Annotated in this window: 19 protein-coding genes; 6 read left to right on the top strand and 13 right to left on the bottom strand. The window is 67.4% G+C overall.

Features of this window, described 5'->3' with window-relative positions:
- Nucleotides 1-68: 68 nt before the first annotated feature.
- From nagA to RT655_RS04130, 6 genes are all read right to left on the bottom strand, one after another.
- A complete protein-coding gene (nagA, locus tag RT655_RS04155; protein WP_313535133.1) occupies nucleotides 69-1,202 on the bottom strand; it encodes an N-acetylglucosamine-6-phosphate deacetylase in 1,134 nt (377 codons plus the stop codon).
- On the bottom strand, nucleotides 1,199-2,248 hold the full coding sequence (locus RT655_RS04150) for an SIS domain-containing protein (protein ID WP_313535132.1): 1,050 nt from the start codon (nucleotides 2,246-2,248) through the stop codon (nucleotides 1,199-1,201). The genes nagA and RT655_RS04150 overlap by 4 nt, the downstream gene beginning before the upstream one ends.
- Before the next feature lie 68 nt (nucleotides 2,249-2,316).
- Complete coding sequence (locus RT655_RS04145) at nucleotides 2,317-3,051, bottom strand: copper homeostasis protein CutC (RefSeq protein ID WP_313535131.1); 735 nt, start codon at nucleotides 3,049-3,051, stop codon at nucleotides 2,317-2,319.
- A gap of 45 nt (nucleotides 3,052-3,096) precedes the next feature.
- Nucleotides 3,097-4,011 carry a hypothetical protein gene (locus RT655_RS04140; protein ID WP_313535130.1) on the bottom strand — a complete coding sequence of 305 codons (915 nt, stop codon included), beginning with the start codon at nucleotides 4,009-4,011 and terminating at the stop codon, nucleotides 3,097-3,099.
- Nucleotides 3,954-4,301 (bottom strand): hypothetical protein, encoded by a 348-nt coding sequence (locus tag RT655_RS04135; RefSeq protein WP_313535128.1) that lies wholly within the window; start codon nucleotides 4,299-4,301, stop codon nucleotides 3,954-3,956. The genes RT655_RS04140 and RT655_RS04135 overlap by 58 nt, the downstream gene beginning before the upstream one ends.
- Nucleotides 4,294-5,613, bottom strand: coding sequence for a replication-associated recombination protein A (locus RT655_RS04130; RefSeq protein ID WP_313535127.1), 1,320 nt, complete (start codon nucleotides 5,611-5,613; stop codon nucleotides 4,294-4,296). The genes RT655_RS04135 and RT655_RS04130 overlap by 8 nt, the downstream gene beginning before the upstream one ends.
- Nucleotides 5,614-5,739: 126 nt before the next feature.
- Between RT655_RS04130 and ubiM the strand changes: the two genes are divergently transcribed.
- The 3 genes from ubiM to RT655_RS04115 all read left to right on the top strand — a co-directional run bounded on the left by ubiM (nucleotide 5,740) and on the right by RT655_RS04115 (nucleotide 8,175).
- Nucleotides 5,740-6,912, top strand: a complete 1,173-nt coding sequence (ubiM, locus tag RT655_RS04125) for a 5-demethoxyubiquinol-8 5-hydroxylase UbiM (protein ID WP_313535126.1) — start codon at nucleotides 5,740-5,742, stop codon at nucleotides 6,910-6,912.
- 252 nt (nucleotides 6,913-7,164) lie between these two features.
- Nucleotides 7,165-7,779, top strand: a complete 615-nt coding sequence (locus RT655_RS04120; RefSeq protein WP_313535125.1) for a PadR family transcriptional regulator — start codon at nucleotides 7,165-7,167, stop codon at nucleotides 7,777-7,779.
- 72 nt (nucleotides 7,780-7,851) lie between these two features.
- On the top strand, nucleotides 7,852-8,175 hold the full coding sequence (locus tag RT655_RS04115; RefSeq protein WP_313535124.1) for a DUF2218 domain-containing protein: 324 nt from the start codon (nucleotides 7,852-7,854) through the stop codon (nucleotides 8,173-8,175).
- Nucleotides 8,176-8,236: 61 nt separating this feature from the next.
- Here the strand turns inward: RT655_RS04115 and RT655_RS04110 are convergent, their stop codons facing one another.
- Nucleotides 8,237-10,753, bottom strand: a complete 2,517-nt coding sequence (locus tag RT655_RS04110; protein ID WP_313535123.1) for a TonB-dependent receptor domain-containing protein — start codon at nucleotides 10,751-10,753, stop codon at nucleotides 8,237-8,239.
- 344 nt (nucleotides 10,754-11,097) lie between these two features.
- Here RT655_RS04110 and RT655_RS04105 point away from each other — a divergent pair, with 344 nt between their 5' ends.
- Nucleotides 11,098-12,261 carry an ATP-binding protein gene (locus tag RT655_RS04105; protein WP_313535121.1) on the top strand — a complete coding sequence of 388 codons (1,164 nt, stop codon included), beginning with the start codon at nucleotides 11,098-11,100 and terminating at the stop codon, nucleotides 12,259-12,261.
- A 1-nt stretch (nucleotide 12,262) separates the two neighbouring features.
- Here the strand turns inward: RT655_RS04105 and RT655_RS04100 are convergent, their stop codons facing one another.
- Complete coding sequence (locus RT655_RS04100; RefSeq protein WP_313535120.1) at nucleotides 12,263-13,414, bottom strand: glycosyltransferase family 1 protein; 1,152 nt, start codon at nucleotides 13,412-13,414, stop codon at nucleotides 12,263-12,265.
- 94 nt (nucleotides 13,415-13,508) lie between these two features.
- On the opposite strand from RT655_RS04100, the gene RT655_RS04095 reads away from it, so the two are divergent.
- Entirely contained in the window at nucleotides 13,509-13,727 is a 219-nt protein-coding gene (locus tag RT655_RS04095) for a DUF2945 domain-containing protein (protein ID WP_313535119.1), read from the top strand.
- Nucleotides 13,728-13,862: 135 nt separating this feature from the next.
- Here the strand turns inward: RT655_RS04095 and RT655_RS04090 are convergent, their stop codons facing one another.
- Together RT655_RS04090 and RT655_RS04085 are read right to left on the bottom strand one after the other, a co-directional pair.
- On the bottom strand, nucleotides 13,863-15,368 hold the full coding sequence (locus tag RT655_RS04090; protein WP_313535118.1) for a S10 family serine carboxypeptidase-like protein: 1,506 nt from the start codon (nucleotides 15,366-15,368) through the stop codon (nucleotides 13,863-13,865).
- A 73-nt stretch (nucleotides 15,369-15,441) separates the two neighbouring features.
- Nucleotides 15,442-15,942, bottom strand: coding sequence for a GNAT family N-acetyltransferase (locus tag RT655_RS04085; RefSeq protein ID WP_313535117.1), 501 nt, complete (start codon nucleotides 15,940-15,942; stop codon nucleotides 15,442-15,444).
- A 334-nt stretch (nucleotides 15,943-16,276) separates the two neighbouring features.
- On the opposite strand from RT655_RS04085, the gene RT655_RS04080 reads away from it, so the two are divergent.
- Nucleotides 16,277-16,846, top strand: a complete 570-nt coding sequence (locus RT655_RS04080; protein ID WP_313535116.1) for a CAP domain-containing protein — start codon at nucleotides 16,277-16,279, stop codon at nucleotides 16,844-16,846.
- Nucleotides 16,847-17,253: 407 nt separating this feature from the next.
- Here the strand turns inward: RT655_RS04080 and RT655_RS04075 are convergent, their stop codons facing one another.
- The 3 genes from RT655_RS04075 to radA form a co-directional block, all read right to left on the bottom strand.
- A complete protein-coding gene (locus tag RT655_RS04075) occupies nucleotides 17,254-17,877 on the bottom strand; it encodes a L,D-transpeptidase family protein (protein WP_313535115.1) in 624 nt (207 codons plus the stop codon).
- Nucleotides 17,877-18,488, bottom strand: coding sequence for a hypothetical protein (locus RT655_RS04070; protein ID WP_313535114.1), 612 nt, complete (start codon nucleotides 18,486-18,488; stop codon nucleotides 17,877-17,879). Before RT655_RS04070 ends, RT655_RS04075 begins: the two co-directional genes overlap by 1 nt.
- 324 nt (nucleotides 18,489-18,812) lie before the next feature.
- Nucleotides 18,813-20,192: a DNA repair protein RadA gene (gene radA / locus RT655_RS04065; RefSeq protein WP_313535113.1), complete on the bottom strand. Its 1,380-nt coding sequence runs from the start codon at nucleotides 20,190-20,192 to the stop codon at nucleotides 18,813-18,815.
- Nucleotides 20,193-20,219 lie beyond the last annotated feature (27 nt).

Raw genomic sequence — 20,219 nt, 5'->3', positions numbered from 1 at the left:
GGCCCCGGCCGAGGCGTCGTCATGGGAAGAGGGCGGCGCGATCGTGCTCAGGGCGGGTCTCCGTGCGATCAGGGGAAGCGGGTTGCGCCGATCCAGCACCCGGCGGGCTGGAAGTCGCGGGTCATTTGTACCCAGTCGGCGCGCAGCCCGGGGGCGAGCGTGCCGCGTTCATGCGACAGGCCGAGGAAGGCGGCAGGGCTGGCGGCGGCCATCATCGCGGCATCCGCGGGCGAGGTGCCGACGCGGGTGACCATGTGGCGGAACGCGCCGGTCATATCGAGCGCCGAGCCCGCCAGCGTGCCGTCGACGCCGAGCAGCCGTCCGCCTTCGACGCGGATGTGCTGGCCGTGCAGATCGAACGAGGTCATGTCCGATCCTACGTTGGGCATGGCATCCGTGACCAGCAGGAAGCGGTCGTGCGGTCGGGCCGCCAGCGCGATGCGCAGCGCCGCGTCATGGACGTGGAAGCCGTCCGGGATGATCCCGCAATAGGCGGTCTGGTTTTCCAGCGCCGCACCGACCACGCCGGGCGCGCGGTGCCGCAGCGGCGACATCGCGTTGTAGAGGTGCGTCACCCCGGTCATGCCCGCGTCGAAAGCGGCGACCGCGGTCTCGTAGGTCGCGTCGCTATGGCCGATCGCGAGCAGCACCCCGGCGTCGGCCAGACGGCGGACATCGGCGAGGTCGACCATCTCGGGCGCCAGCGTCACCAGCACCTTGCCGCGGCGCGGGCGGCTCAGCAGTTCGACCATGCCGGCGTCGAGCCCGCGGAACTTGTCCGCGTCATGGATGCCCTTGCGCGCCTCGTTGAGGATCGGGCCTTCGATGTGCACGCCGACGACGCCGGGGACACCCGCCTCGATCGCGGCATCGGTGGCGTCGAGCGCCCGCGCGATCACCTCGGGCACGTCGCTGATCAGCGTCGGCAGGAAGCCGGTGGTGCCGAACTTGGCATGCGCCGCGCCGATCGCGGCAATGCCTTCCACGGTGGCGGCGTCATTGAACAGCACACCGCCGCCGCCATTGACCTGGACGTCGATGAACCCGGGTACGATCCAGCCGCCGTCGAGGTCGATCGTGTCGGTGCCGCTACCTTCGCTGGCGATCGAGACGATGCGGCCCTGGTCGACCTGGATCACCGCTTGCCGAAGCGTGCCGGCAGCGGTGACGATCTGGCCGTTGACGAAGCGAAAACTGCTCATCGAGTCTCGGTCACCTTGCGGAGATACAGCGGGGCATCGGGGTTGTTGCCGCGCGCCAGCGAGAGCGCGTTGACCATCGGATAGAAGCTCTGGACCATCAGGATCGGCTCCACCGCGGGGTGGGCGGCGAGCACCGGCAGCGGCGAGGCATCGCCTGCCTTGGCATCGGCCAGGCACAGGCGGGCGCCGCGCTCGGCAAACTCGGCCGAGGCCTCGCGGACGCTGTCACCGGCGGTGTCCGAGGTGGCGAAGGCGAGCACCGGGAAGCCCTCGCCGACGATCGCCATCGGGCCGTGGCGCACTTCGGCGGCGCTGAACGCCTCGGCGTGCAGGCTGCAGGTTTCCTTGAACTTGAGCGCGGCTTCCTGTGCGACGGCGAAGCTGTAGCCACGGCCGATCACGAACAGGTTGGTCGCGTTGCGCAGCGTGTCCACGACCGGTGACCAGTCGAAATCGCGCGCCTTTTCCAGCTGCTCGGGCAAGCCGGTGAGCGCGGTGGCGAGCGCTTCGTCCTGCGCCCATTCGGCGACCAGCGCGGCGAAGGCGGCCAGCGCGGTGATGTAGGACTTGGTCGCGGCGACCGAGCGCTCCGGACCGGCCTTGAGGCCGATCGTGGTATCGGCCATTTCGGCGAGCGGCGATTCCTCGTCGTTGACGAAGGCGACGACGCGGGCGCCGGCCTGCTGGTACGCCTTGACGGTGGCGAGCAGGTCCGGGCTGCGCCCGCTCTGCGACACGGCGATGCACAGCGCGCGGGCGGTGGAGACAGGCGCCTCGAACACCGACGCGACCGAGGGTGCGGCCGAGGCGACCGGCACGCCGAGCATCGTCTCGATCAGATATTTGCCGTAGGTGGCGGAGTGGTCGGACGAGCCGCGGGCGCAGGTGACGACCAAGGCAGGAGGGTCGGCGCGCAGCTCGCGGGCCAGTGCGGCGAGCGCCGGGCCATTGGCGTCGAGCAGGCGGCGGACCGCGGCGCCGGCTTCGGCAGCCTCGGACGCCATCAGCGTCTGACCACCTGCGGGCTTTTCGATTTCAGCGATCATGGTCCCCCATTGCCTCCACTGGCTATGATGGAACCAGGGATAAGTTACATATTGGTATTGTTCAAGCGCTAGCTTCGCGTGTCCAGCAAATTACGCAGGGCAGAAACTCTCGCGGGGTCGGTGGCGAGGCGCGGGCCGGCCTGGAAGCCGAACGCGATTTCGCGCGTGTCTGCGCTGCCTTGCGGGCTGCGGCACGAGGCATGGACCTCGCGCACGCCGGTATCGAGGAGCGGCGGGAGGGTCGTCGCGTCGACGCCGCTGCCGGCCAAGATGGTGATGCGGTCGCCCGCCGCCTGTACCAGCGCGGCGAGCGTCTCGCGCCCGTCGATCGCCTTGGGCGTGCAGCCCGAGGTGAGGATCCGATCGAAGCCGAGTGTGATCGCGGTCTCCAGTGCGGCCAGCGGATCGGGGCAAAGATCGAAGGCGCGGTGGAGCGTCAGCGACAGCCTGCGCCCGGCATTCCGGGCGACCGATACCCAGGCCGCAAGCATCTCCGCATCGAGCTGGCGGTCGGTGCGGCTGGCGCCGATCACCACGCCTGCCAGTCCCGCCTCGGCGGCGGTGCGGATGTCGGCGGCGACCAGCGCGGCTTCGGCGGCGGTGTAGACGAAGTTGCCGTCCCGGGGGCGGGCGAGCAGGTGCACCGGGATCGGCGCCGTTGCGGCCGCGGCGATCAGCGATTCGGGCGGGGTAAGACCACCCACCGCAAGCGCGGCGCACAGCTCGATTCGGTCGGCGCCGCCGGTTACCGCGGCATCGATCCCGGCGACATCTTCCACGCAGACTTCGAGCAATCGACGCATGAGGTATTCGCCTCCGGGGCTAAGGTTCTAGAAAAGTCCTATTCCTCAGAGCACGCCGAACGTCCAGCCCTCCGTACGGGCTAGATCGGGTGTGAGGCCAGCCGGAGTCCACAGCCCCGTCTGACCGGCAGCCACCCGCAGCCAGGCGGCGCTGAGGATCGCGTCGGTGGCATGGTCGTCATAGCGTGGCAGCGGTGCATGGGGCGCGGAGCCGAAGGCGGCGAGCATCGTGTCGAGCGTCTCCGCATCGCGGATCTTCGAGATGCCCTTGCGCATCCCCGCGACTCGCGCGGCGAGCGAGGTATAGATTTCCACCAGTACCGGGCCGGCCTCGGGCAGGGGATCGAACGGCCACAGCCCGACCCGGCCGCGCAGGCGGTGGAGGACGCGCATGCCGGTCAGGCTCGATTTGCCGACCTGGCTCGCCCCGACCAGGTTGAAGCAGCTGTAGGGCGACAGCGCCATCGCTTCCTGTCCCACCTCACACACCCGGAACCGCCCGCGCCCGCCGGGGAAGAGATCGCCACAATCGCCCATCTGGCGGAAATGCCGCCGTGCCTCTGCATGCTGGACGAAGCTGGTCGCAGAGAGGTGCGGATCGGCTGCAGACAGGCGATCGACCAGCGCCCATAGCGCCGGGGCGTCGGCGGGGCTTTCGTCCCAGCCGGGGAAATAGGCCCCGGCATCTGCAAAGGGGAAGGCGGGGGAGAGATCGAGCCCGACCAGCGCGCGCGTGCCGCTATCGGCAAGCTCTTCCAGAAACGCGAGGATATCGGCGCGCGACCAGCGGCGGTCGATCAGCACCGGCGCAGCGTCGCCTGCACGGGCATGCGCGACGGCAAGCCCCTTGGGCCGCTCGACCGCCTGGCCCGACCAGTCGATCGCGATGAAATCGGTGAAGCTCAGGGGCGCGTTCCCAGCCCGGCGGCAAGGCGCTGGGCCTTCTTCGCCCGGTCCCACCAAGCGCGCTGAATATAGAGTTGGATGCGTTCGCGCGCCGGGGTGCGGTAGCGGACCAGCAGCATCGGATAGTTGCGATAATGATCGGTCTGCCAGAAGGTCTCGGGATCGGTCTCGAGCAGCAACGGCTTCTCGTCCTGGCGGATCATCAGCCCGAAGGTGCCGGGCTCCCGGCTGGGCGAGATCAGCCCCTTGCCATTGATCTTGGGGCAGGGCGTGTTCCACCAACTGCCGATTTCAACTTCAGGCAGCGTCAGCGCGAAGGCGCATGCATCCTCCCAATCATCCATCGCGCCGCTCTTCCCGCATCGCCGCCCACCAGGCGAGCCGCTCGGCCACGCGCTTCTCGTGGCCGCGATCGGTGGGGGTGTAGAAGGTCTGCGGTTCCATCTCTGCCGGCCAGTAATTGTCGCCGGAGAAGCCACCCTCGGCATCATGGTCGTAGGTATAGCCGGTGCCATAGCCGATCTGCTTCATCAGCTTGGTAGGCGCGTTGAGGATGTTCTGCGGCGGCATCAGCGAGCCGGTTTCCTTCGCCACCTTCCACGCCGCCTTCTGCGCCTTGTAGGCGGCGTTGGATTTGGGTGCTGTCGCCAGGTAGAGACATGCCTGGACGATCGCCAGTTCGCCCTCGGGCGAGCCGAGAAAGTCATAGGTGTCCTTGGCCGCCATGCACTGCACGAGCGCGTTGGGATCGGCCATGCCGATATCCTCCACCGCCATGCGGACAAGGCGGCGGAGCAGGTATAGCGGCTCCTCGCCGGCGGTGAGCATGCGCGCGAGATAATAGAGCGCCGCCTGCGGATCGGAGCCGCGCACCGATTTATGCAGCGCCGAGATCAGGTTGTAATGCCCCTCGCGGTCCTTGTCGTAGACGGCGACCCGGCGCTGCAGGAAGGCGGAGAGCCCGGCGGGATCGAGCGGCGCCTCGAACTGCACCGAGAACAAGGTCTCGGCCTGGTTGAGCAGGAAGCGCCCGTCGCCGTCCGCACTCGCCACCAGCGCGTCGCGCGCCTCGGGGGTGAGGGGCAGGGGGCGTTCCCCCAGCGCCTCGGCACGATCGAGCAGCTGGCACAGCGCTTCATGGTCGAGCCGGTGCAGGATCAGCACCTGCGCGCGGCTGAGCAACGCGGCGTTGAGTTCGAAGGAGGGGTTCTCGGTGGTCGCCCCGACCAACGTTACGGTGCCGTCCTCCACATAAGGGAGGAAGCCGTCCTGCTGGGCGCGGTTGAAGCGGTGGATCTCGTCCACGAACAGCAAGGTGCGCTTGCCGATCCGGGCATGGTCGCGCGCCTCGGCGAACACCTTCTTGAGGTCGGCGACGCCCGAGAACACCGCCGAGATCGCGACGAAGCGCAAGCCCACCGCATCGGCGAGCAGCCGCGACATGGTGGTCTTGCCGGTGCCGGGCGGCCCCCAGAAGATGATCGAGCTGAGCTTGCCCGCGGCGACCATCCGCCCGATCGCGCCCTGCGGCCCGGTGAGATGCTCCTGCCCGACTACTTCGTCGAGCTTCTGCGGGCGCAGCCGATCGGCGAGCGGGCCGCCGGCGGGGGTGGAGTCGGCGGCGGGTTGTTCGTGGGTCGCAAAAAGGTCGGCCATTGCGGCCAAGATAGGCGGCTGTGCTGCGATTTGCATCCTTCCTTGGCATTCGTGCGGGTTGATCCCGCGCAAGGCATCCGCTTGCGCCTCGCCGCACCCTCCGCGCGGTATCAAGGAGGATCGGGCATGGACTGCGACGTCGTCATCGTCGGGGGAGGGCCGGCGGGCCTCGCCTTCGCGCGCGCGCTGGAAGACAGCGGGCTCAGCATCGTGCTGCTCGAGCGCGCGCCGCTGGAGGCGCTGGCGAGCCCGCGCTTCGACGGGCGCGAGATCGCGCTGACCCATGGCTCGAAGCGAATCCTCGAGGCACTCGGCGCCTGGGAGCGGCTGCCGGCCGACGAGATCGCGCCGATGCATGCGGCGAAGGTGCTCAACGGCGACTCGCCCTTCGCGCTCAACTTCACCGCGGGGGGCGGGGCGGACGACCAGCTGGGCTATCTGGTGCCCAACCACCGTATTCGCGCGGCGCTGTACGATGCGGTGAAGCATCAGCCCGGGCTGCGGCTGGTGACCGGGGCGGAGGTTGTCCATGCCCGCTCGGGCGCGACCGGCCCGCGCGCGGAAGTGCTGCTCTCCTCGGGCGAGGTGGCGCGGGCACGGCTGCTGGTCGTGGCCGACTCGCGGCTCTCCAAGACCCGCGAAGCGCTGGGGATCGACACCGACATCAACCCGCTGGGCCGCTCGATGATGGTGGTGCGGGTGCGGCACGAGCTGCCCCATGGCGCGACCGCGCTCGAATGGTTCGACCATCGCCAGACGCTCGCGCTGCTGCCGCTCAACGGCAACCTGGCGGGCGCGGTGCTGACCCTGCCCGAGGAGGCCGCGCGGCGCGTGGCGGCGTTCGACGATGCCGCGCTCGGCCGCGACCTCACCCGCCGCTTCCGCCAGCGGCTGGGTCGGATGGGAGTGGTGAGCGATCGCAACGTCTATCCGCTGGTCACCACCTGGGCACATCAGTTGGTCACCGGCCGTGCGGCGCTGATCGGCGATGCGGCGGTGGGGATGCACCCGGTGACGGCGCACGGCTTCAACCTGGGGCTGAGTGGCCAGGCGCTGCTCGCCGCCGAGGTGCGCGATGCGGTGCGGCGGGGGATGGACCCGGCGCTGCCTGCCGTGCTGCGGCGCTTCGAGAACGGCCACCGCGCGACGTGCAAGCCGCTCTATACGGGGACCAACCTGCTGGTGCGGCTGTTCACCGACGAACGCCTGCCGGCGCGTGCGATGCGCCACGCGGTGCTGCGGCTGGGGGCAGGGCTGCCCTTCGTGCGGCCCACGGTGCGGGCGATGCTGACGCATTAATCCTCCATTCCTCCCCTGCATCGCAGGGGAGGGGACCGCGCGCAGCGCGGTGCAGCGGCCGCCGCGGTATGCGGCGGTTGCCCTTACCCCAACTGCCTCCGCGCCTGGCGGCGCGGCCCCTCCACCACGCACCTTGCGGTGCGCGGTCCCCCCCAGCAGGCTGGGGGAGGAATGTTGCTCCAATTCCCCTTGCACAATCTCTTTCACGATATATCTTGATCGCGTCAAGATTCGCACAGGATGCACAGCACCATGTTTTCCCCTTTCGGCCGTCACGGCCATCATCACCATCACCATCATCACGGCCATCAGTTCGCGCCCCGCGGTCGCGGCGGCTGGGGCGGGGGCTTTCCCGGCGGCTTCGACGGCGGCTTTGCCATGGGCGAGCGCGGGCCCGGCGGCCGCGGCCGGCGCATGTTCGGCGGCGACGAGCTTCGCCTGATCCTGCTCAAGCTGATCGAGGAAGCGCCGCGCCACGGCTATGACCTGATCCGCGAGATCGAGGCGCGCTCCAACGGCGCCTATGCCCCGAGCCCCGGCGTCGTGTACCCGACGCTGACCATGCTCGACGACATGGACCTGATCGCCGAGCACAAGAGCGAAGGCGCCAAGAAGCAGTTCGCGATCACCGAGGCCGGCACCGCGCATCTCGCGGAAAACGCGGACGACGTTGCCGCGCTGTTCCAGCGGCTGACGGATCTCGGCGAACGTCATGCCCGCACCAGCGGCGGCCCGGTGCGCCGCGCGATGCACAATCTCAAGACGGTGCTCGCCGCAAGCGTCTTCGACGAGGAGGTAGACCCCGAGCGGCTGCACGCCATCGCCGAGATCCTCGACGAAGCCGCGCGCAAGATCGAGCGGCTGTAGGCAACGATGCCCCGGATCGAGGTGTTACGCCGTCGTCTGGGGCTCGTCCCCGTCGCGGCCAAGGAGACCAGAATGACGATCGCCCCGTTCACCGCCCATGCGCTGGTGCCGACCGAGCATGCCAGCCGCTATCTCCAGCAGCTCTGCAAGCACTGGCAGCACAATCTCGAGGTGACCTTCACCCCCGAGAACGGCACGGTGATCTTCCCCAAGGACGCGCGCGGCGCCAACCATCCGGGGGATGCGGCGGCGATCTTCGACGTCGCCGAAACCGGGCTGGAAGTGCGGATCGACGCGACCTCGGCGGAGCAGCTCGAAGGGCTGAAGGACGCCGTTGTCCGGCATCTCGATCGCTTCGCCTTCCGGGAGGGCGAGCTTACGTTCAATTGGCAATAGGCCACAAAAAAAAGGGGCGGAAACCACGTGGTTCCCGCCCCTTTTCTGTAGGTCGTCCGGATCAGAAGCTGAAGCGGACCGAGGCCGTGACCGTGCGGCCGGTCAGCGTCTGCGCAGTAGCGACGCCCGAGGCGGGGACCGCCGCCGAGTTGACCGAGACGAAGGCCAGCTTGTCGAACACGTTATAGACGTTGAGGCCGATCTGCAGGCCGTCCACCGGGCGGACCTGCACGAACGGGCTGACGATCGTGTAGCCCGGCTGCTTGAGCAGGTTGCCGTCCTGCGCAAAGCTGCTGGTGGTGCCGATCAGGTTGGTGCCGATGGTGAAGCGCTTCACTTCGAACTGCGGGGTCGCCTGGAAGATCAGGTCCGGCTGGTGGCGCGGGGTGTTGCCGACCAGCGTCTTGTCGGCCTTGTCCGCGTCGATCTTGGCCTTGGTGTAGGTCGCCCCCATCCGCAGGCTGAGCGGGCCATGCTCGAACAGGCCTTCGAGTTCGACGCCCTTCGCGCTGTAGTCGCGGTCGATCTGCAGCACCACCGTCGCGCCGGTCGCATCGGCACCGACCTGGAGGTTCTTGTCGGTGGTCGAGGCCCAGAAGCCCGTGGCGAACAGCGTCACGCCGTCCTTGCGGAACTTCACGCCGGCTTCGGCCTGCTTGACCGGGCCATAGGCCATTGACGGATCGGTCAGCGCGCCCGAGGCCGAATTGACCGCCGGCGAGAAGTACAGGCGCTCGGCGCTGGCGCGCGCGCCGCGGCTGTAGCGGGCGAAGACCGACAGCGGCTCGGCAATGCGGTAGTTCACACCCACCGAGTAGGACGCATAGTTGTAGCTATAGTCGGCCAGACCCGGCTGCGACAGCGGCAGCACTGCCACGGTACGTTCGGGCAGCGAGATGGCACCGTCACGGTTCATGTCGACCGGGGCGACGCCGACGCGGCCACCGCCGAGATCCGCCCCATAGAGCGTGCCGGTGACCTTGCCCGAGTCGTAGCGCAGGCTGCCGCCCACCGAGAGCGCGCCGATCTGGTAGTTGACCGAGCCATAGGGCGCGAACACGCGATAATGGAGATCGTAGCGGCGGCGATAGGCGCCGGTGCCGCGGATCCCGTAGTTCAGCACGCCGCCTTGCGTGACGGGCACGCCGCCCGCGGTCAGCACGTCGATATAGGCCGAGTTGCCGCCGCCCGCGACGTCGAACACGTCGGTCAGCAGGTGGAGATTCTGGACCATCGCCTGTGACGAGGCATAGAAGCCCGCGGTCGTCGTCAGCTTGCCGTCGCCCACGCTCCACACGCGGCTGCCGCGGAAATCGTTGGTGAAATTGTCCAGGCTCTCGATGTCCGAGTGCATGTCCAGGCCGTACACCAGCAGGCCGTTGCCGTTGAGCGTCGACGGATTGGCGATCGTGGCACCAGCGTTCGGGCCGGTGGCGTAGCGCAGCGTGGCACCGCGGCCCGCAATGGCGGGGGCAAGGGCTGCGGCCGGCAGCAGCGCCAGCGAGCTGCTCTCATTGTAGGTGCCGGAGATGGCGGCGTAGCGCATGCGATCGCTGAACGTCCAACCCGCGATGTCGAACTGCGCCTCAAGACCGATCGAGGCGACCTTGCTGCGGTTGCCGTCGTGCAGATCGACATTCTTCACATTGTTGTTGCCGTCGAGCGCAAGGATCGAACCCTTGTACCGCGAATAGAGCGTGTCCTTGCGCGGATCGAAGCCGGGGATCGTGCTGTACGACGGATCGGCGTTCGTGCCGCGCACCTGCACCGGCACCATCGCGTAGTTGGGCTCGCGATCGTCCAGATACTTGCCGTACAGGCGGATATAGCCGTTGCCGAAGGTCTTGGTGACGTTCAGCTTGATCTGCCCGCCCTTGAACGCGTCATAGCCAGTCGCGCGCGGGCCTTCGCCCTGGCGATAGAAGCCGCCGACGTTGAAGCGGACCGTCTTGCTCAGATGCCCGCCATAATTGAAGTCGGCGCGGCCGAGCTCATGGTCGATGCCCGAGGAGAGCTGCAGCGTTCCGCCGTCTTCCTCGCCGGTCTTCGAAATGAAGTTGACGAGGCCGCCCGGCGAGTTCGAGGCGAAGGTCGAGGCCGAACCGCCGCGGATCGCCTGAACCTGCGACAGGCTGAGATCGGTGCGCAGGAACGCCGTGGTCGAGGCGAAGTGGATGTCGCCGAATTCGAGAACGGGCAGGCCGTCTTCCTGGATCTGCAGGAATTTGGAGCCGTCCGCCGCCATCGGCAGGCCGCGAATGGTCACTGCGGTGAGGCCATCGGTGCCTGCAGTCTCGGCGCGGATGCCGGGCATGTTGCCCAGCACTTCGGCGATCGAGCGCGTGCCGATCTTCTGAATCTCGTTCTCGTCGATCGAACTCGCGGAAATCGCCGAGTCGAGCAGATCGCGGCCCTTGGCGACGCCGGTAGTGAAGGCCTGCTTTTGCGGCTTGGCCTCGACCGACTCCACCTTATCGGCGGCGGGCGTGCTGGCCGCGGAGGGCGCCTGTTGCGCATGCGCGGGCACCGTAATCGCCGCTGCGGAAATCGCCAAAGCCAGCCGGAAACGAGTATTCATTGCAACCCCATTTGTCTCAAATGTTTCTGCACGCTCCCTGCGGTTGGGCGAGTTAAGGCATTGAAAGGCTATGGCTAGGTACAAGTACGTGACGCCACTGAACGCAATGGAAACGTTTGCATATATGACGGGGAAATTTCATGGGTGCGGTTCAAATGCGGACGTACAAGCGTTATGTCTTCGCCGATGCGCACGGCAGTCGGCGAGCGATGGAGCGTAGAGCGGTGAGCGAGGCACGTATTTCAAAGCGGTCCGCGAATAAAAACATGCCCGACGAAGCGCGGTTGTTGGGGCTGTTGGCAGATTGTGCAGGCAAGATGCTGGGAGCTTCCGACCCTACGGCGATGATCGACTATCTGTTCGAGATGGTCCGTGACGAGCTGCGGCTCGACGTCTATTTCCACTATCGGGCCGAGCCCGATCATCTGCTGGTGCTGGAGGCGAGCGGCGGGCTGTCGGAGGGGCAGAAGGCCGCGGGCGCGCGCTTGCAGTTTGGCCAGGCGGTTTGCGGGATGGTGGCGCGCGACCGCACACCGCGTGTCGTCGCGCACGTACAGGGCAGCGACAACCCGATGACGAACTTCATCCGCGACGTAGGGCTCGACAGCTACGCCTGCACGCCGCTGCTGCACGGCGAGGTGCTGCTGGGTACGCTTGGATTCGGCCGGCGCAGCGGCGTGCCGTTCACCGAGGTGGAGTTGCGCTTCCTTCGCACCATCTGCAGCTATGTCGCGGTGGCGAAGAACCGCCTGCTGGTCGAGGCGGAGATGCTGGCGGCGATGAAGGCGCGCGACGCGCTCGACAAGGCGCAGCGGGCATTGTTCGGCAGTATCTCGCGCAGTGCGGCGGCGGAAGAGGCTGCCACCGCGGCCATGCTCGCGCACGAGATGGTGCAGCCCCTCTCGGCTGCGTCGAATTACATCGCGACGGTGGAGATGGCGCTGCGCGGCACCGGCGGGCCGGACGTCTTACGGCAGTTGGCCCGCGCCCGCGCGCAGATCACGCGCTCGTCTCAGATCGTCGCGCGCACGCGCGCGCTGGTCGAGCGTGGGGAAGTGGATGCCGAGTTCGTGCCCGTAGGCACGCTGTTCGACGAAGCGCGCGAGCTGTTCGAGGCCGCGTGGAGCGGCCCGCCGCCGCAGATTGTCGTGGAGATCGAGGCGGGGCTGGGCGCGCTGCTCGCCGATCGCGTGCAGATCGGCCAAGTGCTCGCCAACCTGTTGCGCAACGCGGCGGAGGCGCTGCGCGCCACCGAAGGTGCGCGCATCCTGCTATCGGCACGCACCGTCGAGGACGGGGTGGAGATCGCGGTTACCGACAACGGTCCAGGCTTCCCCGGCGGCGCCATTCCCGAGCAGGGCCAGTCGACCAGCGGCGGGCAGGGGATCGGCCTCACCGTCTCACGACGCATCCTGGAAGCACATGAGACCGCGTTGGACCTGCAAGCGCCGGCCGAAGGGGGCACGCGCCTGCGCTTCGTGCTCGCTGCGCGGGAGACCGTAGCGTAGCTCAGCGCCTGCGGCGGGCGAGTATCTCGAAATAGCTTTCCAGCACCGCGTGGTTCACCCGGTCCCAGACATAGGCCTGCGCCTTTTCGTGCCCGGCCGCGCCGGCCGAGGCAGCGAGCGCGGGATTCTCGATGAGCCGGGCGATCGCGCCGGCATAGGCATCGACGTCGCGCGGCGGCACCAGGAAGCCGTTGACGCCTTCCTCGACCAGGTCGATCGCGCCGGTGGCGCGCGCGGCGACGATCGGTACGCCGCAGGCCATCGCCTCCGAGGTGACGTTGCCGAAGGTCTCGGTGACCGAGGGGTTGAACAGCACGTCCATCGACGCGACCGCGCGCGCGAGATCATCGCCGCGCTGGAAGCCTGTAAACACCGCGCCCGGCACCTGTTCCGCAAACCATTGCCGCGCCGGGCCCTCGCCGATCACCAGCACCTTGTGCGGCACGCCGCGCTCGGTCAGCCGGTTGCAGACCTGCGCGAAGATATCGAGGCCCTTCTCCAGCACCAGCCGGCCGAGAAACCCGACGGCGAACTCGTGGTCGCCGATGCCAAGCGATCGGCGCCAGGCGAGATCGCGACGTGCCGGATTGAATCGCGCATGGTCTACCCCGCGCGACCAGATGCGGATCGGCGTGGTCACGCCCCAGCTGCGGATCAGCTCGGCGGTGGAATCCCCCGGTGTCACCACCTGGTCGACACGATTGTAGAACCGGGTCAGCAGCTTGATGATCACCGGCGCGACGAAGCCGAGATGATAATAGGCCGGGTAGGTCTCGAACCGCGTGTGCAGCGAGGCAAGCGTCGCGATATCGTGCTTGCGTGCCCAACGAACCGCGCCGTGGCAGAGGAATTCGGGCGCGGAGACGTGCACCATGTTGGGGGCGAAGGCCTCCAGATCGGCGCGGATGCTCTCGGGCAGGCCGGTGGCGAACTTGTATTCGGCGCGGCCGCCCGGCACTGGCCAGGCCGGTACGCTTACCAGATCGCCGGTGGGCGCGAAGGCGGGCGTGTCGGTGGTCGGCGAGTAGATACGAACCGTCACGCCCTGGTCGAGCAGATAGCCGACGAGCTTGTTGAGCGCCTGGTTCGCGCCATCGCGAACATAGTTGTAATTGCCGCTGAAGAGGGCAACGCGAAGATCGGAGGGTTGCATGTTCGCGCTGCGCATAGTCGTGCGCGCGCGGCCCGGCAAGCGAACGTCATGCCCACGTCACGGAACAGCCATGGGGCCCGCCGGTTCTGCCCTCATGAGCAAGCATTTCGCGAAAGGCGCCGCGGTGCGCTGGAACTGGGGCAGCAGCCATGCCGAGGGCAAGGTGGCCGAGCGTTTCGATCGCCGCGTACAGCGCACGATCAAGGGCGAGAAGATCGTCCGTAACGGGACCAAGGACAACCCGGCCTATTTCGTCGAGCAGGAAGATGGCGGCCGTGCGCTCAAGCTGGAGAGCGAGCTGGACGCGGGGTGATCCCGCTTCTTAGCCGCTCCTCCTGGGAGGGGGACAGATTCCAGAACGTTTGTCGGTCTCTGTTAGACACGGCCCCACCCCCAACCCCTCCCCTGAAGGGGAGGGGCTTGAGAAATCTCGCGCTACGTACAGATCTCACCGCGTATACAGCACCCGTGCATCGGCCTTGAACGCCTCGGCACTGGCCTTGCGTGAGTAGAACATGTGCCCGCCGGGATAGACCCCCAGCTTCACCCGCTGCTCCACGCCGAAGCGCGGCATCTGATCGATGATCAGCCTCGATCCGAAATAGGGGCAGGACAGGTCGTTATAGCCATGAACGATCAGCACCCCCATCTTGGGGTCGTTCGCCACCGCCTTGCGCAGGTCGCTCACCGGGGCGTCGTCCGGCGTGCCGCGGTCCCAGGCCGAGTTTACCGAGAAGGACAGCGCGTTGTAGCGCGCGCTCGTCTTCCAGCCCACCTCGCGGGTGATGAAGTCGACCATCGCGCTGGTCGTGGGCGCGATGATGCCCTCCAGGATCGGATCGCCCGACTTGCGCTCGGCGGCGTTGGGGAAGGGGTCGAACGCATCGACATTCGAATCATAGACGCTGCCGATCTTGCCGTCGTCGCGATGGACCTCGCGTAGATAGGTGCCTTCGTCGATTCGCCCGTCGAGGCGGCGGACGAGCTTCGGATCAAGACCGGTCAGTTCGGTCACCCTGTCGCCCAGCCGCGCGGTCGCCTGCGGATCCGAACGGCCGGCGAGCAGGTCGGTGGCGAAGCTACCCCGCGTATAGGCCTCGACACTCGCCATCGCCTGCGGAGTCAGCTTGCCGGTACGCTCGAGATGCCCGGCCGCCATCGAGGGCAGGGTGATCATCCAGGGCAGCGGTGACAGCGCGTCCGATCCGGCGGTCGCGGCCGGGTCCAGATAGGGCGAGACCATCACGATGCCGTTCACGCCCACACCCAGCTGGGTCTGCAGTTCATAGGCGATGCGCGGCGCGCGATAGCCGCCATAGCTTTCCCCCATCACGAACTTGGGCGAGCGCAGCCGCTCGCTCTTGACCAGCCAGTCATAGACGATGCGCGACAGATATTTGATGTCGGGCTCGTTGGCGTAGAAGGCCTTCTTGGTCGCCTCCTCGTCGATCAGGCTGCGGCTGAAGCCCGTGCCGACGGGATCGATGAACACCAGGTCGGTCATGTCGAGCCAACTGGCGGGATTGTCGATGAGCAGCGGCGCATCGGACGGCGAATCGCCCTTGTCGCCGAACTGCACGCGCTTGGGCCCCACCGCACCCAGATTGAGATAGACCGACGAGGCGCCGGGGCCGCCGTTGAACGCGAAGGTCACCGGCCGCTGCGCGCCGGCGCCGGGCACGACATAGGCGGTATAGACCACCTCGCCGATCTTCTTCCCCTTGGCGTCATGGACCGGCAGCTTGCCGATCGTCGCCTGGTAGCGGATGGGCTTGCCGCCGATCATCGCAGTCTGCGCGATGGTCTTGTCGTCGGGCAGCGGCGGGAGGTCGGCCTTGTCGGCCTTGTCGTCGCTCTTTTCGGCGGCGGCGTCGGCCTTCTTGTCCTGCGCTTGTGCCTGCGGGGCAAGGAGCAGGGCGGCGACGGATGCGGCGATCAGGGTGCGGTGGCGCAAGAAAAGGGTCCCCCCGGAAGTGATGGTCGTTGCAGCCTAGCGGCGCCCCAGTGCCAAATCTACGGGTGGCGACTTACAAACTGCGCCACATCCACCGGGCGGTGGGCCCATAGTGCGCGACCGTCGCGGCGAGGGTGGGGGACGCGGCGCCCGGCTGGAAGCCCAGCCGCCGCCAATAGTCCCCGGCGCCTTCCACGGCGATCAGTTCGGCCCGTGTGATTCCCGCTGCGACGGCATCCACGAACGCGGCTTCGACCAGCATGCGGCCAATGCCCGTGCCGCGCGCGACATCCGCAACGGCCAGATCGTGCAGGTACAGCGTATCGCCTGTCGTCGTCCGGTCGAGCACCGCGCCCACCGGCGGCGGCGACTCCCGCGTCCATCCATGCGCCAGCAGATAGGCAAGGAGCGTGCCGTCGCGCTCGGCCGCCAGGTTGAACGGCGCAGCCACATCGAGTCGGCTGGCGAAGGCGGGCTCGGGCTCGACGAGGAATGCGGGATAGACCTGTGCTTGCAGTGTCAGCGCCTGGGGGAGGTGGCGGGGCTGGAGCGGGGTAAGGATCGGTGCCGACATGCCGCAACCTGTGCCAGCCCACGCGCTGGAGGACCAGCGCGACGGCATTTTTGACGCGTTTTGGGGATTCGTCGATCCCCGTAACGATCTTCCTAATGAGCCGTAAAAGGCAAGCACCCTCTAGTTAACAAGCGCTTATCCGTACCCGATAACCAAAGTGTTGAACCGGATATTTCCACCATGTGCACCAGAAGAACCGCACTTGTTCGGCTGACAACGGCCGGTTGGTGCGGAGTCCGGTGTGGTTTCTGTGCGCGTATCCTGTTGTGGTATCTTGTCCGTGGGGGCGTTACTGCTCTGTGCGGCCAACGATCGACCCAGTCTCGAGGAGCAGGTGCTGGACCGTATCAACCACCTCCGCGAAAATCCTGCTGCCTATGCCGACCGTCTCCGACAGTTGCGGCCGCATTTCCACGGCAACACGCTGTATCTGCCGGGGCAGCCGCGCGGGCTGATCACGCAGGAGGGGGCGGATGCCGTCGACGAAGCCATCGCGTTTCTCCAGCAGCAGGCCCCGCTGCCGCCGCTGAGCCGGGCCGAGCTGCTCGGCCTGGCGGCCCGGGATCACGCCGTGATGCAAGGTGCGCTCGGCACCCGCGGACACTTCTCGCCCGACGGCGCATCGCCCGGTGACCGCGTGCAGCGCCGCGGCGGCGGCCGACTGGTGGGGGAGGATATCTCCTATGGCTATGACAATGCCGACGCGGTGGTGCGGCAACTGGTGATCGACGATGGCGTGCCCGATCGTGGCCACCGCGAGCTGCTGTTCAACCGCGAACTGCGCTATGCCGGCGTCGGTTGCGGCAGTCACAGCGCCTATGGCCATATGTGCGTGATCGATGTCAGCCGCACCCGCAATGGCATGTCGGTCTACGCCACGCTGGCGCAGAACGAGAACCGGTAGCGCGGGGGCCGCGGCGCCACGTACCGGCCGCGGGCCCATCTACCACACGCGGCTATACCCCGGCGCGGGCGTGTCGGTGTACGTGGCCCGTTCCTGGAGCCGGGCGACCCACCGAGGATGCAGTCGGCCTTCGCCAAGAGCGACGGCTGTTCCGAGACGGGCGCTGCCCATAGTGTTTGCGCGGCGCTTCAGTCCCGGCCGAAAAGAATCGAAGGCAAAGGAGGATGCGGTTTCGCGTCCGGCCCCTGGCTGCGCATCCCCGCCGGCCACGATGCGTGCGCACCAGCGGGATCATGCTCGTGTCCCCAGTCCCCCCTTCGCTAACCTGCTAAAGCGCCCCGCCATACTGTTGAAGCTGCAGGCGTGCAGCACGCTGCATCCGATGCCACGAGTCGCGCGCGCAGCGGTCAGCGCACCACCGTCACCAGATCGCCGCGCTTGACCACGCCGAACAGCCGCTGGGCGAAATCCTGCGGCACGCCGATGCAGCCATGCGTCGCCAATCCCTGGCGGACATTGCTGCCATGGATCGCAACGCCGTCGCCGGTCAGCCACAGCGTGTAGGGCATCATCGCGTCATAGGCGTTCGAGCGATGGTTCTTCTCCATCCCCCGGATCGGAAAATTACCGATCGGGGTAGGCGTCGCGTCCTGGCCGTACAGGATGACGCTGGTGGCGATTTCGTCCTCGCCACGAAACACCGAGAGGATCTGACGCGTCAGATCGATGCGCAGCCAGATCCTCCCCGGGGGAACGCCGTGATCGTTCCAGGCGAACTCGCCAAACTGCATGCGATCCGGCAACCGTAACAGGCTACGGATCACGCGCGTGCTGCCATCGCCGATCCGCAATTGCTGCTGGTCCCCGTCGGAAAACCGGATACGATCGGTATCCGCGGGCGTGATCATTCGGCCCGTGCCGCCACCCTGCTGCACGTAGCGCGGAACGAACGCCTTCGCGGCAAGCGTCACCAGCAGCAGCGACGCCGCACCCAGCGAAATCCAGATGCCGAGCTGCGATCGGGCGCGCATCAGGCCTTGGCTTCGATCCGGTTCCGTCGCCGCATCTCGGCACCGATCAGCCCGAACGCAGTGACCAGCATCAGCCATTCGGCCGGCTCGGGTACCGCCGGCGGGGTCGGCGTTGGCGTTGGCGTCGGCGGAGGCGGCGGCGTGGGTGTCGGAGTCGGCGAGGCCGTCGGGGTGGGCGTGGGCGTCGGCGTGCCGATGCCAATCGGCGGGGCACCACCGCCACCACCGCCTCCGCCGCCCCCCGGCACGATCGAATTGCCGGTGAAATTGCCCGGCCCCCGTACCGGGACGACGTCCGCAAATGGCGACACAGAATCAAAGCTGGAGGGCAACCCGGCAACGTCGATCAACGGCGTGTCCGACGGTAGCGGCAGGGATGCAGGGATCGGCGCCTGATCGGCGGAAAGATCAAAGGCCTTCGGATACGCGACGCCGTTGTTGGCGAGCGAATCGGGCGTCAACGCATTCCGCGGACTGTGCTTCGCCACACCGCTATATTTGCGCTTGCCCTTAAGGCTGTGGGCGCCCGCCTCGCGCACGCCCGGCGACCGAGCGGACAATACCGACAGCGCCTTCGATGCCTCTTGCACCGCAGCGGCAACCGTCGGCACCGCAATTCCGGCAGAGGTAGCCGAAAGAAGCGAAATGGTCGCAGCAGACGCGCTCAGGCGGCGAACCGCGCGTGACCGTAAGATGTCCTTCCCTGTCTTCAAGTTACTGCTCCCACCCCCTCTTGCTCGCACTCGCGAAAAGCCCCCTTAACTATATCGCAAGCATCGCATGTATTAACGAAATAAAACCTGGCTATACACAAATAGTTCCCGCCGTCGGCCGCGACAATACTTAACGCCGAGGCACTTCGCGGATCTCGTCCCGACTGTATCAAAACGGCCCCGCCCGCACCAGCATATTTACATATTCGTGCAGATATGGAGCTATTTCCCCAAGAGCTGATCGACTAAGCTGTTGAGATTCTTGTAATCGGATACACGCAATGGCAGCGGTTCGCCAGCCTTTGCGTGCGGCGCCGCTGGGGCCAGCGCGCGTTCGAAGCCCAATTTGGCGGATTCGCGCATCCGCAGGCCGGCATGGGCGACCGGGCGGACCTCGCCAGAGAGGGCGATTTCCCCAAAAACCACCGCATCGGCGGGGATCGGCCGCTCCGACAGCGCAGATACGAGCGCTGCCGCCACCGCAAGATCCGCGGCCGGGTCCTGGATGCGATAACCGCCGGCGATGTTGAGATAGACTTCGCACGCCGAAAAGCTGAGCCCGCAGCGCGCCTCCAGCACCGCCAGCACCATCGACAGCCGCGGCGAATCCCAGCCGACGACCGATCGCCGCGGCGTCGCGCCCGAGGCGAGTCGAACGGTAAGCGCCTGAACCTCGACCAGCACCGGCCGCGTCCCCTCCAGCGCGGGGAAGACGACGGTGCCGGTGACGTTCTCGTCGCGCTGGGTGAGGAACAGCGAGGAGGGATTGGCGACTTCCGCCAGTCCTTCGGTCTGCATCGAGAAGACGCCGATCTCGTCGGTGCCGCCGAACCGGTTCTTCACCGCGCGCAGGATGCGGTAGAGGTGGCTGCGTTCACCTTCGAAGGCGAGCACCGTATCGACCATATGCTCGAGCACGCGCGGGCCCGCGATCGACCCGTCCTTGGTGACATGGCCCACCATCACCAGCGCGGTGCCGCGCTCCTTGGCGAAGCGGATCAGCTCCTGCGCGCTGGCGCGGACCTGGCTCACGGTGCCCGGCGCGCCTTCGATCAGGTCCGAATGCATCGTCTGGATCGAATCGATGATGAGCAGGCCGGGCGGGGTGGTCATGCTCAGCGTCGTCAGGATGTCGCGCACCGAGGTGGCGGCGGCGAGCTGCACCGGCGCCTGGCCAAGGCCGAGTCGTCGCGCGCGCAGCCGCACCTGGTCCGCCGCTTCCTCGCCCGAGACATAGGCCACCGACAATCCTCGGCTGGCGATCTTGGCGGCTGCCTGGAGCAGCAGGGTCGACTTGCCGATGCCGGGATCGCCGCCGATCAGCGTCGCCGAGCCTTCGACGAAGCCGCCGCCCAGCGCGCGATCGAACTCGGCGATGCCGCTCGGCATCCGCTCGGGCAGCGCGACTTCGGCGTCGAGCCCCGAGAGCAGGATCATCCGCCCGCCCGTTTGCAGGTGATGCTTGGCCTGGAACGGCGTGGCAGGACCCGAGGCTTCCTCGACCAGCGTGTTCCATTCCGCGCAATCGGCGCATTGCCCCGCCCATTTCGAGGTCGCCGAGCCGCAGGCCTGGCACACATAGCGCTTCTGGAGTTTTGCCATGGCCAGCCTGTAGCGCGATGGAAACGA

The organism is Sphingomonas sp., assembly GCF_032114135.1.
Lineage (GTDB): Bacteria > Pseudomonadota > Alphaproteobacteria > Sphingomonadales > Sphingomonadaceae > Sphingomonas.
The sequence above is the reverse complement of the archived record's forward strand: the minus strand, read 5'-3'. Positions and strand labels throughout refer to the sequence as shown.